This is a genomic window from Ancylobacter gelatini (genome assembly GCF_022601675.1).
GTDB lineage: Bacteria > Pseudomonadota > Alphaproteobacteria > Rhizobiales > Xanthobacteraceae > Ancylobacter > Ancylobacter gelatini.
Genome location: NZ_JAKVIL010000003.1, coordinates 372,352 through 388,707 on the forward strand (window position 1 = coordinate 372,352; position 16,356 = coordinate 388,707).

Annotated in this window: 16 protein-coding genes; 6 read left to right on the forward strand and 10 right to left on the reverse strand. The window is 66.5% G+C overall.

Going from position 1 to position 16,356, the window contains the following annotated elements:
• Positions 1 to 57: 57 nt before the first annotated feature.
• On the forward strand, positions 58 to 1,299 hold the full coding sequence (locus MKI84_RS07860; RefSeq protein ID WP_241618226.1) for a URC4/urg3 family protein: 1,242 nt from the start codon (positions 58 to 60) through the stop codon (positions 1,297 to 1,299).
• Positions 1,300 to 1,387: 88 nt separating this feature from the next.
• On the opposite strand, the gene MKI84_RS07865 is transcribed toward MKI84_RS07860, so the two are convergent.
• Positions 1,388 to 2,356, reverse strand: a complete 969-nt coding sequence (locus MKI84_RS07865; protein ID WP_241618229.1) for a Bug family tripartite tricarboxylate transporter substrate binding protein — start codon at positions 2,354 to 2,356, stop codon at positions 1,388 to 1,390.
• A 354-nt stretch (positions 2,357 to 2,710) separates the two neighbouring features.
• On the opposite strand from MKI84_RS07865, the gene MKI84_RS07870 reads away from it, so the two are divergent.
• The 5 genes from MKI84_RS07870 to MKI84_RS07890 all read left to right on the forward strand — a co-directional run bounded on the left by MKI84_RS07870 (position 2,711) and on the right by MKI84_RS07890 (position 7,404).
• On the forward strand, positions 2,711 to 3,805 hold the full coding sequence (locus MKI84_RS07870) for an ABC transporter ATP-binding protein (protein WP_241618231.1): 1,095 nt from the start codon (positions 2,711 to 2,713) through the stop codon (positions 3,803 to 3,805).
• A 42-nt stretch (positions 3,806 to 3,847) separates the two neighbouring features.
• Positions 3,848 to 5,149, forward strand: coding sequence for an ABC transporter substrate-binding protein (locus MKI84_RS07875; protein WP_241618234.1), 1,302 nt, complete (start codon positions 3,848 to 3,850; stop codon positions 5,147 to 5,149).
• Between the two features lie 169 nt (positions 5,150 to 5,318).
• Complete coding sequence (locus tag MKI84_RS07880; RefSeq protein WP_241618236.1) at positions 5,319 to 6,170, forward strand: ABC transporter permease; 852 nt, start codon at positions 5,319 to 5,321, stop codon at positions 6,168 to 6,170.
• Positions 6,171 to 6,183: 13 nt separating this feature from the next.
• On the forward strand, positions 6,184 to 7,014 hold the full coding sequence (locus tag MKI84_RS07885) for an ABC transporter permease (RefSeq protein WP_241618238.1): 831 nt from the start codon (positions 6,184 to 6,186) through the stop codon (positions 7,012 to 7,014).
• Between the two features lie 168 nt (positions 7,015 to 7,182).
• Positions 7,183 to 7,404: a hypothetical protein gene (locus MKI84_RS07890; protein ID WP_241618240.1), complete on the forward strand. Its 222-nt coding sequence runs from the start codon at positions 7,183 to 7,185 to the stop codon at positions 7,402 to 7,404.
• Between the two features lie 31 nt (positions 7,405 to 7,435).
• Here MKI84_RS07890 and MKI84_RS07895 read toward each other — a convergent pair whose 3' ends face one another.
• From MKI84_RS07895 to MKI84_RS07935, 9 genes are all read right to left on the reverse strand, one after another.
• Entirely contained in the window at positions 7,436 to 7,615 is a 180-nt protein-coding gene (locus MKI84_RS07895; protein WP_241618241.1) for a hypothetical protein, read from the reverse strand.
• Positions 7,612 to 8,622 carry a cytochrome d ubiquinol oxidase subunit II gene (locus tag MKI84_RS07900; protein ID WP_241618244.1) on the reverse strand — a complete coding sequence of 337 codons (1,011 nt, stop codon included), beginning with the start codon at positions 8,620 to 8,622 and terminating at the stop codon, positions 7,612 to 7,614. The genes MKI84_RS07895 and MKI84_RS07900 overlap by 4 nt, the downstream gene beginning before the upstream one ends.
• Before the next feature lie 33 nt (positions 8,623 to 8,655).
• The gene (locus MKI84_RS07905; RefSeq protein WP_241618246.1) at positions 8,656 to 9,444 is read right to left on the reverse strand and encodes a helix-turn-helix domain-containing protein; all 789 of its coding nucleotides are present in this window, start codon (positions 9,442 to 9,444) and stop codon (positions 8,656 to 8,658) included.
• A gap of 256 nt (positions 9,445 to 9,700) precedes the next feature.
• Entirely contained in the window at positions 9,701 to 11,290 is a 1,590-nt protein-coding gene (locus MKI84_RS07910; RefSeq protein ID WP_241618249.1) for an MFS transporter, read from the reverse strand.
• A gap of 3 nt (positions 11,291 to 11,293) precedes the next feature.
• Positions 11,294 to 12,430, reverse strand: a complete 1,137-nt coding sequence (locus tag MKI84_RS07915) for an HlyD family secretion protein (RefSeq protein WP_241618251.1) — start codon at positions 12,428 to 12,430, stop codon at positions 11,294 to 11,296.
• A gap of 138 nt (positions 12,431 to 12,568) precedes the next feature.
• Positions 12,569 to 14,473 carry a PAS domain-containing sensor histidine kinase gene (locus MKI84_RS07920; protein ID WP_241618252.1) on the reverse strand — a complete coding sequence of 635 codons (1,905 nt, stop codon included), beginning with the start codon at positions 14,471 to 14,473 and terminating at the stop codon, positions 12,569 to 12,571.
• 108 nt (positions 14,474 to 14,581) lie between these two features.
• Entirely contained in the window at positions 14,582 to 15,112 is a 531-nt protein-coding gene (locus MKI84_RS07925) for a DsbA family protein (protein ID WP_241618253.1), read from the reverse strand.
• Positions 15,109 to 15,624, reverse strand: a complete 516-nt coding sequence (locus tag MKI84_RS07930) for a redoxin domain-containing protein (RefSeq protein ID WP_241618254.1) — start codon at positions 15,622 to 15,624, stop codon at positions 15,109 to 15,111. Before MKI84_RS07930 ends, MKI84_RS07925 begins: the two co-directional genes overlap by 4 nt.
• A 38-nt stretch (positions 15,625 to 15,662) precedes the next feature.
• Entirely contained in the window at positions 15,663 to 16,175 is a 513-nt protein-coding gene (locus MKI84_RS07935; protein WP_241618256.1) for a Dps family protein, read from the reverse strand.
• Positions 16,176 to 16,356 lie beyond the last annotated feature (181 nt).

Consider the following 16,356-nt stretch of genomic DNA (forward strand, 5'->3'; position numbering starts at 1 on the left):
GGCATCCCGGACCGGGCCGATGCCGGTCGGTCCTGACGGCGCCTGGAGAGAAATTGCATGATCCCGCCTGATCTGCCCCCGCCCGAGCTTCTCGCCCTGCGCTCTCCCTCCGCCGTGCGCGCGCGCTGTCACCAGGTGCTCGACCATGCGCTCGCCGGCCGCTCGCCGCATTTCTCGATCGACGAGGCGGCGCTGGAGACGGTGGCGGATTTTGTGAGCGAGGTGACGAGGCTCGCCTATCCCGGTCTCGACATTCCCTATCACAGCCGCTGGCGCCACTTCGACGCCGGCGGCGTTGACCGCTGGGCGCCGATCGGCGGGCAGATGCGCGCCGATCTGGCCGAAACGGCGCGCACCATGATCGACCTCGCGGTCGTGAGCGTCCTGCTCGACGCGGGGGCGGGCGATGCGTGGCGCTTTCATGAGGCGGAGACCGGGCTGACCGTCACACGTTCCGAAGGGCTGGCAGTGGCAAGCCTGCGCATGTTCGAGGCCGGCGGCTTTTCCTCCGATCCGCAGCATCCGCTGAGGGTGGATGCGGCGGCTCTGATCCGCATCGACCCGGCCACGCTCGGCCGCTTTTTCCAGGTGAACGACGACAACCCTCTGGTCGGGTTGGCCGGGCGCGCCGAACTCCTGGTGCGGCTGGGCAAGGCGCTGGCCGCGCGGCCGGACCTGTTCGGCACCGATCCGGCACGACCGGGCGGCATGTTCGATGCCTTGGCTCCACAGGCGAAGGTCGGCCGTCTCCACGCGGCGCAGATACTGGAGTTGCTGCTCGACGGGCTCTCACCGATCTGGCCGGCGGGCCTCAGCGTCGACGGCTTCTCGCTCGGCGATGCCGGGCGCCATCCCGCCATTACCGTGCCGGATCGCTCGAACGGCATCGTGCCGTTCCATAAGCTCTCGCAATGGCTCACTTATTCGTTGCTGGAGCCGTTCGAGGCGGCGGGACTGGCGGTGGTCGATCTCGACGATCTGACCGCGCTTCCCGAGTATCGCAATGGTGGTCTGCTGGTCGATCTCGGCGCCATCGTCCCGCGTGCGCCGATCGATCCGGCGCGGAAATTCCCGGTCTCGTCGGAAATGGTCGTGGAGTGGCGCGCACTCACCGTCGCGCTCATGGATCGGCTCGCCGGGCTGGTGCGCGAGCGGCTGGAACTCGACGCTGCGCAATTCCCGCTGGCCAAGATGCTGCAGGGTGGCACCTGGAGCGCGGGGCGGCGCATCGCTGCCGAGAAGCGCCCGCCCGCGGGCGGTCCGCCGATCTCCATCGACGCCGACGGAACCGTGTTCTGACGCCGTCTCGGGCGGCTTGCGGATGCCGGAATGAAAACGGCCGGGAGCATGCCCGGCCGTGATTCCGCTGCGTGGGAGCTAGGAGGCCTCAGTCCATCTGCGCGCCGGTCGCCTTTACGATCGGTGCCCACTTGGCCACTTCCTTCTTCACATGCTCGCCAAGTTCCTCCGGCGTCGAGCCGACGACCGTGGCACTGAAATCGGCGAGGCGCGCCTGCACCTTGGGGTCCTTCAGCGCATTGTTGGCCGCGGCATTGAGCTTGGCCACCACTTCCGGCGGCGTGCCGGCGGGGGCGAACAGCGCGTTCCAGGTGTAGGTCTCATAGCCCGGAATGGTCTCTGCGATCGCAGGCACGTCCGGGAAGGACGGTGCGCGTTCCTTGGTGGTCACGCCGAGCGCGCGCAGCTTGCCGCTTTTGATGTGGTCGGAGGAGGAGGGCAGGTTGTCGAACATGATCGGCACCTGGTTGCCGAGCACGTCGACCAGCGCCGGGCCGGCGCCCTTGTAGGGGATGTGCTGCATGTCGACACCGGCCATGCTGTTGAACAACTCGCCGGACAGATGCAGCGGAGTGCCGTTGCCCGACGACGCGTAGCTGTACTTGTCAGGGTTGGCCTTGAGAATGTCGATCAGTTCCTGAACGGTCTTGGCGGGAAATTCGGGGTTTACGACCAGCACGTTAGGCACCACCACCAGCAGCGAGACCGGAGCGAAGCTCTTGTCGGGATCATAAGGCAGGTTCTTGTAGAGCGCCTGGTTCAGCGCATGGGTCGATACCGTGCCCATCAGCATGGTATAACCGTCCGGCGTCGCCTTGGCGACGGCTGCCGTGCCGAGCGTGCCGCCGGCGCCGCCGCGATTCTCAACCACCACGGGCTGGCCGAGTTCCTGGCTCATGCGCTCGGCGATCAGCCGCCCGACCAGATCGGTGGAGCCGCCGGCGGCGAAGGGAATCACCAGAGTGACGGGACGGCTCGGGAAGTCCTGGGCCGTGGCGAGGCCGGGTGCGAACAGGACCGCTGCGGACAGTGTGGCGGCGAGAACGGAGCGGAGCATAGGCGACCTCCCGGGTCATGGATGGACTGAAGGATGGGGTCTGCGGCTTCTATGGCCGCATCGTCGGCGCCAACGTGCGGCATTTGGCGCTCGGGCTCAATGTCCGTCCGGCAAATTCGGACAAAGGGATAACAGCCTCGCGGTATTGGATACGATTTTCCACGGAATTGTATCCGATATGCGTATCAATTGAGCGTGGTTGCTCATTTGATGGGCGCGGCGATGGCGTTGGCAACGATTTTTCGCGGGCCCGCGCACAGGATTCGCCGATTGGCGGACGTGGCCGGCACCCGTGCCGGGTTGGCATACCCCTTGCGAGAGCATGGCGGCATCACATCGGGAGCTGTGCGAGGCATGAGCAAAGGCGCTGATATCGAGCTGGTCCAGGTCACCAAGCGCTATGGCGCGGCCTTGGCCGTCGATGCCGTTACGCTGAAGATCCCCGCCGGCACCTATTGCTGCCTTCTCGGCCCCTCGGGCTGCGGAAAAACCACCACCCTACGGATGATCGCCGGGCATGAGACCATCAGCGAAGGCGACGTCCGGCTCGGGCCGGCGGTGGTCACCGACCTGCCGCCCGCCAAGCGCGGCACAGCGATGATGTTCCAGAGCTACGCGCTGTTCCCCCATCTCGACATCGTCGACAATGTGGCGTTCAGCCTGAAGATGAAGGGCGTCGACAAGGCGGTGCGCCGCACCAAGGCGATGGAAATGCTGAAGCTGGTCCAGATGGACCATCTGGCCGAGCGCCGCCCCGCACAGCTCTCGGGTGGCCAGCAGCAGCGCGTCGCGCTGGCCCGCGCGCTGATCACCGATCCCCAGGCGCTGCTGCTCGACGAGCCGCTCTCCGCGCTCGACCCGTTCCTGAAGATCAAGGTGCGCCAGGAGCTGAAGAAGCTGCAGCTTCAGCTCGGCATCTCCTTCATCCACGTCACCCACAGCCAGGAGGAGGCGATGGCGCTGTCCGACCTCGTGGTGGTGATGAATGGCGGGCGCATCGAGCAGGCGGCGACCCCGCGCGAGGTGTTCAACCGCCCCGCCACCGCCTTCGTCGCGCGCTTCATGGGCGACCACAATGTGATCGCCGGCCGCGTGACCGGTATTGCCGACGACACCATGACCTTCGAGGTGCCCGGCGGCGCCTCGTTCCGCGCCCCGGCCGAGCCTGGGCTTGAGCCCGGCGCCCCGGTGGAGATCGCCGTGCGCACCGACCGCGTGAAGCTGGCCGGTGATGCGCCGCCCGGTTTCGGTCTGACCGGCCTCGTCCAGAACATCGAATATCACGGGCAGAAGGTGCAGATAGCGCTCGCTGCGCCCGGCGTCGACGAGTTCTCCGTGCAGGTGCCGGAAACCGCTTTCTTCGAGGCTCCGCTCGCCGTGGGCGACGCGGTGCCGCTCGCCTGGACGTCGCAGGACGTCCACATTCTCCAAGCCTCGCCTTCGGCCTGACGCAGCAACGATTCCGGCCGCCTTAGCTCTCGGGAGAGACACATGACCACGAAGATCACGGAACTGAAGGGCAGCACGAAGGGCGTCAGCCGGCGCAGCCTGCTGAAGGGCGCTGCCGGCGCTGCGGGCCTCGCTGCCGGCGCGGGTGTCGTCACCGGCTTCCCGACCATCTGGGCGCAGAACCCGATCACGCTGCGCCAGTTCGGCACCGGCGTGTCGAACCTCAACGCCATCGCCGAGAAGTGCAAGGCGGACCTCGGCATCACGCTGCAGATGACCGCGCTCGATTCCGACGCCGTGTCGCAGCGCGTGGTGACACAGGCCAACTCGTTCGACATCGCCGACATCGAATACTGGATCTGCAAGAAGGTGTTCCCCGCCGGCACGCTGCAGCCGATGGACGTGAAGAAGATCAAGTATTACGACGACATCGTTCCGATCTTCACCACCGGCAAGCTGACTCCCGACTCCAAGATCGCGCAGGGTACGGCCCCGAACACGGTCGGCTTCGTCGAAGGCCCGGACTCTAAGAAGTTCGCCGCCGCGCCGACCCAGTGGATGACCCTTATCCCGACCATCTACAACGCCGACACGCTCGGCATCCGCCCCGATCTGGTCGGCCGTCCGATCAAGAACTGGAAGGACATTCTCGATCCTGCCTTCAAGGGCAAGACCTCGATCCTGAACATCCCGTCCATCGGTATCATGGACGCGGCGATGATCTGCGAGAGCGCCGGCATCATCAAATATGGCGACAAGGGCAACATGACCAAGGCGGAGATCGACACCACGATCGATTTCCTCATCAAGACCAAGAAGGCCGGTCAGTTCCGCGCCTTCTGGAAGACCTTCGATGAAAGCGTGAACCTGATGGCCTCGGGCGAGGTCGTCATCCAGTCCATGTGGTCGCCGGCGGTGGCGGCGGTGCGCTCCAAGGGGATTCCCTGCGTCTACCAGCCGCTTGAGGAAGGCTATCGCGCCTGGGGCGGCGGCCTCGGCATCGCCAAGCACCTCAAGGGCGCACAGCTCGACGCGGCCTATGAGTACATCAACTGGTATCTCTCCGGCTGGGTCGGCGCCTATCTGAACCGCCAGGGTTACTACTCGGCCGTGCTCTCCACCGCCGAGAAGAACATGACCCCGGACGAGTGGGCGTTCTGGATGCTCGGCCAGCCGGCCAAGACCGACATTCTCTCGCCGGAAGGCAAGGTGATGTACACGGCCGGCGCAGTGCGCGACGGCGGCTCCTTCAAGGAGCGCATGGGCGCTGTCGCGTGCTGGAACTCGGTGATGGACGAGGACCGCTACATGGTCCGCCGCTGGAACGAGTTCATCGCGGCGTGAGGACGCCCTCCTTCGGGTGGAAGGCAGGTGCCTGCGCGCTTCAACGCGTGCAGGCACTGCGCCTCGGAATGATGGGTCGCTGGGAAGCGACGTCATGCGGAGGTGCCCCGGGCCTGGCCCGGGCTTCGAAGGATGCTGATGAATGTCGTGGTCGATCAGGAAGCCCAGCATGACGCTCTCACGCCTCGCGCCCTATCTACAGGCCGGCCCGCTGACGGCGATCCTGTTCGCCTTCCTGGTGCTGCCCATCGCCACCATCGTGATGGTGAGCTTCTGGGACTATGATTCGATCCAGATATTCCCGGCCTTCGTCTTCACCAATTACGAGGAGACGATCACCTCGCCGGTGACCTGGAACACCTATATCAACACGCTGAAATACACCGTCATCGTTTGGGCGATCACGCTGCTGGTCGGGTTCTGGGTGGCCTATTATCTTGCCTTCCACATCCGCTCGGCGACCACGCAGATGGTGCTCTTCCTCGTCTGCACCATCCCGTTCCTGACCTCGAACATCATTCGCATGATCTCTTGGATCCCGTTCCTCGGGCGCAACGGGCTGCTGAACCAGTCGATGATGTCGATGGGGCTGATCGATACGCCGCTGGAATTCCTGCTGTTCTCGGACTTCGCGGTCGTGCTCGCCATGGTGCACCTCTACACGCTGTTTATGGTGACGCCGATATTCAACACGCTGATGCGCATCGATCGCTCGCTGATCGAGGCCGCGCGCGATGCCGGCGCCAATGCCTGGCAGATCCTGATCAACGTCATCATCCCGCTCGCCAAGCCCGGCATCGCCATCGGCTCGATCTTCGTGGTGACGCTGGTGATGGGCGATTTCATCACCGTGCGCTTCATGTCCGGCGGCCAGTCGGCCTCGGTGGGGCTGATGATGGCGAACCAGATCGCGCTGCTGCAATACCCGGCGGCGGCGGCCAATGCGGTGATCCTGCTGATCATCGTGCTGCTGCTGGTCGGCGGCATCCTGCGCATCGTCAATATCCGCAAGGAACTCTAGAGGGAGCCGCCCGATGCACCATGAGCGCCGCGGCCCCGGCTTCTGGGTCCTCTCCGTGTTCTTCGTCCTGTTCGTGCTGTTCCTCTACGGCCCGCTGTCGACGATCTTCATCCTGTCGTTCCAGGGGCCGAATGGCGGTCTTACCTTCCCGATGAACGGGACCTCGCTGCGCTGGTTCGAGAACCTCCTGTTCGAGCAGCAGGCGGTGGGCGACTTTGGCGGCGCGTTCCTGCGCTCGTTCATTCTCGGGATCATGTGCATGATCACCACTATGGTGGTGTCGCTGCTGGCGGGGCTGGCCTTCCGTCGCCGGTTCCTCGGCGCCGGACCGCTGTTCTATCTCACCATCGCCAGCCTGATCGTGCCGTCCATCCTGATCTCACTCGGCATCGGCCTCGCCTTTCAGGTGTTCGGGCTGGAACCGGCCTGGTACTCCTCGGCGTTCGGCGCGCAACTCACCTGGACGCTGCCCTTCGGCCTGTTGATCATGTTTGCCGTGTTCAACCGCTTCAACCCGGCCTATGAGGAGGCCGCGCGAGACCTCGGCGCCACGCCTTGGCAAACCTTCGCCCATGTGGTGTTGCCGATCATCCTGCCGAGCCTGATCGGCGTCGGCCTGTTCGGTTTCACCCTGTCCTATGACGAGTTTGCCCGCACGCTGATGACCTCCGGCTCGTTCAACACGCTGCCGCTGGAGATTTACGGCATGACCACCAACGTCACGACGCCGGTGCTCTACGCGCTCGGCACGGTGACCACCGTTTTCTCGATGGCCATCATCGTGATTGCCCTGATCAGCATTGCGGTCCTGCGTAAGCGCCGGGCACGGCGTATCGCGGGCTGACGTCTTCCGCTGCGGAAAGTCTCGCCCATAGAAGGGCTTGCGACAAAAATCTTGCCGAACTCGGTAGGGAACCGGATAGTTCCCGGCAGGTTGATGTCCAGAATAAGCCGCAGATTCGGCCCTCCGGATCGTTCAGCAAAGCGGCTGGGACTGCGCGGGAGAAACGCCATGAACATCTGCACGACCGATCGCACCATCTGCGACCTCCTTCGGGAGGTCGCCAAGGACGACCGCAAGCACGCCCTCACCATCAAGCTCCGCAGCGGTGACACCGTTACCGCCTATGGGCCGATCGAGGTCGCCGACCGCTTCATGCTGTGCCGGCTGCACGACAATAATTACCAGGGCAGCCAACTCATCGCGCTGGACACGATCGAGTTCATCCGCTGAGCGCCGGGCGCTTCCCGGCGGCACTGATCCGCTAGCCGGTGAAGGGCAGCAGCACGAGGCCGGAGCCGATCAGCGCGGCGTCGAGCAGGACATAGGCGCCGACCATCCAGCCGCGCGGCGCGGCGAGCTGGACCAGTATGGTTGCGCCGACGAACAGCACGATCAACCCGGCAAGTATCAAGATCAGCGCGACGTCGAATCCAGGGCTCATCGGTGCGCTGCTCCGGCACGGCGGCGGAGGACAGTGCCACGACCACGGAACGCGCGGAATGCATGGATCTGATGGGCCAGAACCAGCGGCAGCGCGATGGTCAGTCCCGTCATGACGAGGCCGAGCGCATGGGAGTCCGCGACGCTGTCCCACAGTTGCACGTCGAGAGGCATGAGCCCGCGCCAGAGCAGGGCCGCCAGGCCGACCAGGCCGAATGCAAACAGTGACGACGCCCTGACGAAGAGGCGAGGGCCGCCGCTCGTGGCGAGGGCGCGCCCGATCGTTGTGAGTACCACCAGCAGCGCGACGCTCGTGAGCCCCGTGGTGAGTCTCGTGGTGTCCGGCAGGCTCCACAGCGCCCACAACCCGGCCAGCAGCAGCATTGCGCCCGTGAGGACCAGCAGGGGACGAGCGACGCAGCGGGCACGACGCGCGGTGTTGCCGTCCGTCTTCCACACCAGCCAGCCCGCGCCGGTCAGTCCGTAGCCGCCGACAAGGCCCAAGGCGCAGATCATGCCGAGCGGTGTCACGAGGCCCAGGGCGCTCTCCGTCGGCGGGCCGCCTGCGTCTGACACAGCCGCGATCAATCCACCGAGCAGAAGACCTTGGCACAGCACGGCGAGGATCGAGCCGATCGCGAAGGCGGCATCCCACATGGGGCGCATCCGTACCGAGCGGCGGCGCATGCCGAGGGCGGCACCGCGAAGCACCAGCGCGGCCAGCATCGCGGCAATCGGCAGGGCAACAGCCGGCATGAGCATGTAATAGCCGGCCGGGAATGTGGAGAACAGCAGAGCGCCGCCCGCCGCCAGCCAGATCTCGTTGCCGTCCAGCACCGGTTCGATGCTGGCGATCATCTCACCGCGGTCCGCAGCGCGTGGCACGCCGGCAAACAGGATGCCGACGCCGAGATCGAGCCCGTCCGCGAAGATGTAGACCATGATGCAGAAGGCGGCGAGGCCGGCGAAGATCGGTGGCGCATGCACTGCCAGGAAAACGCCGGTCATGACCCGAACTCCCTCCGGTCGGTCGACGCGGGGTCAGTGATGTGCGCGGTTGGCGCTGCGCCACTGGTACGGCGTGTCGCCGACGAAGCGGCGGAACACGGTGGTGAAATGCGCCTGGGTCTGGAAGCCGACGGCCAGCGCGATCTCGACCAGTGAGTCACGGGTTTCCGTCATCATCGCCTGGGCACGCTCCACCCGGCGGCGCAGCAGGAATTCATGCGGCCGCAGACCGGTGGCGACGCGGAACTGCGCGGCGAAATGCATGCGGCTGAGCCCGGCAGCGGCGGCCATGCCGGCGAGGGTGACGCTCTCCGAAAGGTTCTCGTCGATATAGGAGACGACACGCTTGAGGCGCCATTTCGGCAGGCCGGATTTGGGGCGGCGCGGGGCGGTGACCGTTTCCGGTTCCTCGAGCCGGCGAGCTTGCGCATCGTGCCCGCTCAGCACGCGGGTGACGATGGCAAGGCGCAGCGCGTCGGCATAGAGCCCGCCAAATTCACGATCGCTGCTTTCGGCGGCGTCGAGGGCACGCGAAAGCCGGTCGATCACCGGATCCGGATCGGCTTTGCCCCGGGAGGACGCGGCGGCGTCATCGAACAGGGGAGAGCGGTCGAGGCTGGAGGCGCCGACCTGGAGATGAATGACCGGCACATCGTCTTCGGTCGCCTGGCGGCGGGCGGTTGCGGCAGGGCCGATCGCGAGCACGACGCCCATATGGTCGAGGCGCATCGAGAGCGCGTTCCGCGCAGCGTCGCTGGGCGGCAGGGTGGCGTTGGCGGCAGAGGTGAAACCAGCGGAAGGCGGCGTGACATGAAGCGACATGGCCGATACCCCATCATCCTCGGAGCGAAAGTAAGCCTCTGGATGGGCGCGGGCCGGAGAGGGCGACATCGGTGCCGAAGTGTTTTCGGCGGCGTCCCCGTATTCTCTCTGGCCGTTCCCCGTTTCATCCATCGACTAGCGATGATGAAAGATTATTCGGGGTGGGGGCCGGCTCCCATTCTACGTGGGTTTCGGCAGCTATATGATGAGTGTGATGGCTACATACCTTGGTATGCCCGCCAGCACCTCGCGGCGCCTAGTAGCGGGGAGAGAGCGGCCCGCGCGGGGCCGCGCCGAGCAGCGCCACCATCAGGAGACCTGCCAGCGCGCCCCAGTAGCTGACCTGGAAGGCATCGATATAGGCAAGCACATTGGCCTCGCGGCTCACCGTGGCCGCCAGCGCCGCGACGCCCCGCGCCTGAGTGAGGTGCGCCGAGCCGCCCGCCCCGGCGAAGGGCGCGGCGAAGCCGGCCAGAGCATGGGCGGTGTCCGAAGCCGTGACGTGCAGGCCGAGCAGGTAGGAATGCAGTTGCTCGCGCATGCGCAGCAGCGTCGCCATCAGGCTGATGGAGATTTCCGCCCCGCCCAGCCGCAGCACCTGCACATAGGCGGCGATGGCGGTCGCGGTCTTGGGATCGGAATTGGACAGGATGTAGACCACGGCGGCGAGGAAGGTGAAGCCTTGGCCGACCGACTGGATCAGCAGAAGCGGCAGGAAGCTCCAGCCCGTCCATTCGTGGGTGATGCCGGTTCCCATGCGCGCGGCCACCGCGAAAGCGAGGAAGCCGATGAGCATGGTGAGCCGGGCGTCGAACAGACGGATCATCACCACCGCCAGCGGCATAACCGCGAGCAATGGCAGCCCGGTGCCGACAAAGATCGGCCATCCACTCTCCTCAGGCCGCAGTCCGGCGACGGAGGACAGGAAGCCCGGGATCAGCATGCTGTTGGAGAGGCTGGCGACGTTGAAACACAGGATGACGATGAAGGCGCCGATGATGTTGCGCGAGGCGATGACCTTGTGGCTCGCCCAAGGCACGCGCACCAGCAGTTCGTTCAGTGAAAATCCGGCGACGAGGATGACACCGGCGACCAGCAAGGTGAGGACGAGCCCGGATTGCAGCCAGTCCAGCCGGTTGCCCTGGTCGACGGCGACATAGATGAGCGCCCAGCCGCTGCCGAGCAGCGCCATGCCGCCCCAGTCCGCCCGCTCCAGCAGCCCGAAATCGACGTTCTCATGCGGGGTGCCGAGGCGCACGAGGATGCCGATCACCGGAGCCAGCAGCACGTCCTGCCAGTACACCCACTGCCAGCTCATATATTGCTCGTAGAAGCCGACGATGGCGACGCCCGCGCTCTGCGAGAAGGCGAGGCGGAAGGCGTAGATGGCCAGCGCCGGAATCCACCAGCGGATCGGCAGATTGCGGAAGATGATCATGATGGTCGCGGGGATGAACACGCCGAGCAGCAGGCCACGCAGGCCGTGCAGCAGCACGATCAGCTCCCAGCCCCGCGCGAAGGGAATCGCCAGCGAAAGCAGGGCATAGGCAAGGCTCGGCCAGAACAGCACGCGCCCGACCCCGAAAGTGGCGGCCAGCCACGCCACGGCCGGCGCGATGAATATCTGCGGGGCGGTGGCGATGGTGGACAGCCAGGCTCCTTGGTCGAAGCTGATCCCGAACGCGCCGCGCAGGTCCGGCAGGCCGATCGAGAACAGGCGGGTGTCGAAGCCGACGAGGAAGGAGCCGAGCAGCACCGCCGCCGCTGCATAGACCGGGCGGGGGCAGGGCGCGGACTGGGCTGGCGCCGAGGCGGCGGATGCCGGGAGCGGAGTTGCGTTGGCCATGGCTCATTCGTTCCGGTCGACATGGATCTGCGCTTCCACCGACATGCCGGCGCGCAGCTTTCCGGTCAGAGCCTGCCCGGGCTCGATCGCGATCCGCACCGGAATGCGCTGCACCACCTTGGTGAAATTTCCGGTTGCGTTATCGGGCGGCAGCAGGGCGAATACCGCTCCGCTCGCCGGCGAGATGCGCTCCACCCGCCCACGCAGCGTCTGGCCGGGGAAAGTGTCGACCGTGACGTCGACCGGCTGCCCCGGCGCGACATGGGTGAGCTGGGTCTCCTTGAAATTGGCTATGACATAGACATCGGGGATCGGCACCACCGCGATCAGGCTGGTGCCGACATTCACATAGTCGGCCGGCTGGACGAGACGGGTGCTGACGATGCCGTCGAAGGGGGCGCTGACGGTGGTGTAGCCGAGTTGCAGCGACGCGGTCTTCAGGTTGGCGATCGCGCCGTCGAGCGCGGCGCGCAGCGTTCCCTCCTGGCCGGTCAGCACGTCGAGCTGGCGCCGTTGAGCTTCGATCGCCGCCCGAGCGGCGGCGACATCGGCGTTGGCCTTGGCGAGATTGGCGGTGGCCTGCTGGAGCCGCTGTTCGGTCCCGGCGATGCCGCCATCCACCAGCGCTTTCTGGCGGCCGAACTCCTCCTTCATCTCCGTCTCGACCGCGGCCGCCGAGGCAAGCGCCGCTTCGGCCTGCGTGACCAGCGCGCGCTGCAATTCTTCCTGATTGCCCAGATTTGCGAGAGCGGCGCGGGCGCCCTCGACCGACGCCTGTGCGCCGTCGACCGCGGCCTGATAGCCGGCAGGGTCGATCTCCACCAAAGGCTGACCGGCCTTGACGCTCTGATAGTCGTCGACCAGCACTTTCAGCACATTGCCGGACACCCGGGCGCTCAGCATCGAGACATCGGCTTCGACATAGGCGTCGTCGGTGGATTGCAGCGCGCTCTCGCTCATCCAGTTCGCCCAGTGGGCATTGCTGTAGACGAGCAGCACGCCAAGCACGGCGATGGCCGCGAGCGGCACGAGCAGCCGGCGCAGGCTGGCGCCGAGCGAAGGCGCCGGCGGCGTGGCTGGTGTGGTCGGGATCACCGGCGTCGCGCTGGCGCGTTGGGTGTCGGGTGTCGTGTCCAGCATGGCGGCATCGCTTCCTCGAAAGGCGCGCCCCCGCGCCACGACGCCACTATGCCTCGACGCGCGCAGCGGGTGTTGCGGGAATGAATTGCCTTCCGCAGCGGTGCGGTATGGTAACGCCGGATCGTCAGCCGTCAGCCGTCAGCTCTCGGCTGCGGGGACGGCGGGCAGGCTGAGGCGGAGTTTGCCGCCCATCCCTTGCTCCGGCGCGGCGATGGCGATCTCCCCGCCATGGGCGGTGACGATGGTGCGGCACATGGCGAGGCCGAGGCCCATGCCCTGCGCCTTGGTGGTGAAGAACGGCTCGAATGCCTTCTGCGCCACCTGTTCGGAGAAGCCCGGCCCGGTGTCGCACACCTCGATGATCACCTCGTCCGGCACCGCGTGTGTGCGCACACCGAGGCGGCGGGCCCCGGGAGGCGTCGCCTGCATCGCCTGCATGGCATTCGCCATCAGGTTGATCAGCACCTGCTGCAGCAGGATGCGGTCGACCTCGATCCGGCTATCCTCGGCGCCGAGCGCGGCGGCGAGCACGATGCCCTGCGCCGCCATTTCGTTGCGCAGCAGGTGCAGCGCTTCCTCCACCACCGCATTGACTGGAAGCAGGGTCTTTTCCGGCTCGACCTGCGTCATCAGCGTACGCACGCGGCGCACCACTTCGGAGGCGCGTGTTGCTGCCGCCCCAGCCTGCGCGAGCGAGGCGCGCACTTCGTCGAGGTCGGGCTCCGGCCGGTTGAGCCAGCGCTGGCCGGCGGCGGCGTGGGCGGTAATGGCGGCGAGAGGCTGATTGATCTCGTGGGCGATCGAGGCCGAGACCTCGCCGAGCATGGCGGCGCGCAGGGCATGGTCGAGTTGGCTGCGCGTGTGCTGGAGTGCCTCCTGCGCCTTCACCCGTTCGGTGATGTTGAGCACGCTCGCCTGAACCCGGTCGAGCGGGGCGCCGGGCGGGAAGTTGAAGGCGACGATTACCCGCAGCAACTCACCCTGCCGCGTCCGGATCGTGGTCTCGGCGGTGTGGCTTTCGACATTGCGGTTGAGCGCCAGCAGGAAGGCCGGGAAGGTCGGGTCGTCCTCGGGAAGGAAGTCGTCGAGGCGGGTGAAGAAATCCTCTTTGGTGGCAACGCCCATCAGCTTGAGCGCGGTACCGTTGACGTCGGTGACGCGGATGAGGGAGCGCGTCCGCGTCACGAAATCCGGGTTCTGCGCCAGATACATGGCCAGATCGGTCACGCCCTCTGCCCGCAGCGCGTCGAGGGCCTCCTTTACCGGCCGCAGATCGTGTTCCCAGATTGCCACCGCCAGCGTCTCGAAGATGGTGCGGTAGCGCCGCTCGCTGTCCTTGAGTGCCTCGTCGGCCTGCCTGCGCGCGGTAATGTCGGTATTGGTCTCCAGCGTGGTGCCGCCGCCTTCCGTGCCATCGGGGCGTCGGCGCCAGCGGCTGAACAGGTAGAGCGTCTGGCCCGCGCGCGTGCGCTGCGTCAGCTCGCCCTGCCATTCGCCCGTTTGGCGTAGCGTCGCTGCGATCGCGTCGCGGGGCTCGGGAAAGCGTGTGGCGAGCAGGGCGTGGGCGTTGGCACCCCAGGCCTCATCGAAAGACCAGCCATAGAGGGTTTCCGCGCCCTTGTTCCAGTAGGCGATCCGGCCGATGGCGTCGGAGAGGTAGATGGCGTCGCTGGTGACGTCGAGCAGTTCGGCCTGCGATTCCACCGTGAGCCGGTCGGCGTGACGCTGCAGCACGATGACCGTGGTGGCGAGGATCGCCGACAGGCTGAACAGCAGCCGCAACCCCGGCTCGACCATGACATCGACGCCGTGGCCATAGACGAACGCGAAGAGGGTGAGCCCGACGCAGCCGACGGCGAAGGCCTGGATGGCGTGACGCGACGCGATGTCGGCCACGATGATCAGCACGAGGACATAGAGCACAGCCACCGCGCTGCCCAGATGGGTGAAGGCGTCGACGGCGAACACCGCCGCCGCGAGCGTCGTCGCGGCGGCGTAGCGATAGGCAAGGGCCCTTGGGCCCGGGGCGGCTTGTCTGCGCATGGGAGGCACTTCCGGCTGTGGTCCGACCTGATCTCGGCGCGCATAAACAGACAGAAGTGGCGTCGTTAGTCACCCCCATATCGTGCGCGATAGGTCGCCGGTGCGTTTCTAGCCAGCCACGGCGGCGGCCAGTTCCAGTGCGTCGAGCAGGGCTTCCGGCTCATGAGCTCCGTCATAGCGCCGCCCATTGATGAACAACGAGGGCGTGCCGTTCACGCCGCTGCGCAGGCCGCCGCTGAAATCGACGCGAATCCGTGCGTCAAACCGGCCGTCAAAGGCCGCCTCCAGATCGGCAGGGTCGATCCCGAGCGCCTGCGCATAGCTTGCGAGGCTGGCATCGTCGAGCGCGTCCTGGTGTTCATACAGCAGGTCGTGCGCCTCCCAGAACCGGCCGATGGCGGCGGCGGCTTCCGAGAACTGCGCCGCATGGCCGGCATGGGGATGGGCGCCGGTGAGCGGGAAGTTGCGGAAGACGAAGCGCAGCCGGTCGTCCATGGCCTGCTGGAGCGCCTTGATGACGGGATACATCTCCCCGCAATAGGGGCATTCATAATCGCCATATTCGACCAGCGTGACCGGTGCATCCTCGGGACCTTGCATATGGTCCTCGGGGCCGACCGGGGGTGTGAGCATCTTCATGACCTGGCTCCCTGCTGTGGTGCGCCGGCGAGGGCGTCCAGCGCGTCGAGTATGCCGTCGGCGCCGGGATTGAGGCCGAGCGGAGAGAGATAGCTCCAGCGGATGATGCCCTCGCCGTCGATGACGAACAGTGCGCGCTCCGATGTGCCGTCATGCTCCCGATAGACGCCATAGGCGCGGGCGACCGCTCCCTTGGGTTCGAAATCGGACAGCAGAGGGAAATGCAGGCGGCGCTCGCCGGCAAAGGCGGCGTGGCACCACACGCCGTCGGTCGAGATGCCGACCAGCTGTGCGCCATAGCGGTGAAACTCCGGCAGCACTTCGTTGTAGAGCACCATCTGATCACCGCAGACCGGGCTCCAGTCCGCCGGATAGAAGGCGAGGATCACCGGCTTTCCGCGCAGGTCGGCCAGCGCGAGCTGCTGGTCCGGCGTCGCCGGCAAGGTGAAGGCGGGCGCGGGGCGCCCGGCTTCGAGAGGGCCGGAGGCCGGCGGGTGGGGTGTGTCGGACATCATGACGTCTCCGCTGGAGCGGCGCGGGCCGCGGCCGGTCAATGGTTGGAGCGGGTGCACTCGTAGAGGAACCACGCCCGGCGTTCGGTTTCGTCGATCCACACCTCGATCAGGCTGGTGGAGGCGACATCGCCATATTCCTCGCACACGCCATGGGCAGCGCGCAGGAAGCCGGCGAGCGCACGGTTATCCTCGGCGAGTTCGGCCAGCATGTCGCTGGCGGTGACATAATCGGCGTCATTGTCGGCGATGCGCTGCAGCCGGGAGATATGCCCGATCGAACGCAGCGTGGTGCCCCCGACCTTGCGGGCGCGCTCGGCGATGGCATCGGTGGTTGCGAAGATCTGGTCGCCCTGCTCGTCGAGCATCAGGTGGTAGTCGCGGAAATGCGGACCGGACAGGTGCCAGTGGAAATTCTTGGTCTTCAGGTAAAGCGCGAACATGTCGGCCAGCAGGCCGGTGAGCGCGGCGGCGATGTCGCGTGTGGCGTCGGCGCCGAGATCGGTGGGGGTGCGCAGCGGCGCGGTGCGGCGGGTGGCGGGGGTGCTCATGGCGGCTCTCCTGGGAAGAATGGCGGGCGGCCGGCTCGTGGGGGAAGTGCGAGCCGGCCGCCGTGCCGGGTGCATCTGACAGGTCGGAAGCTAGACCTGACCCCCGCCGAAACCTATTGGCCCTAGGGTTGGCCGGCTCATACATGAGTGTGAGGCCAGCCTTTTTCCGCCGCGCTCACGC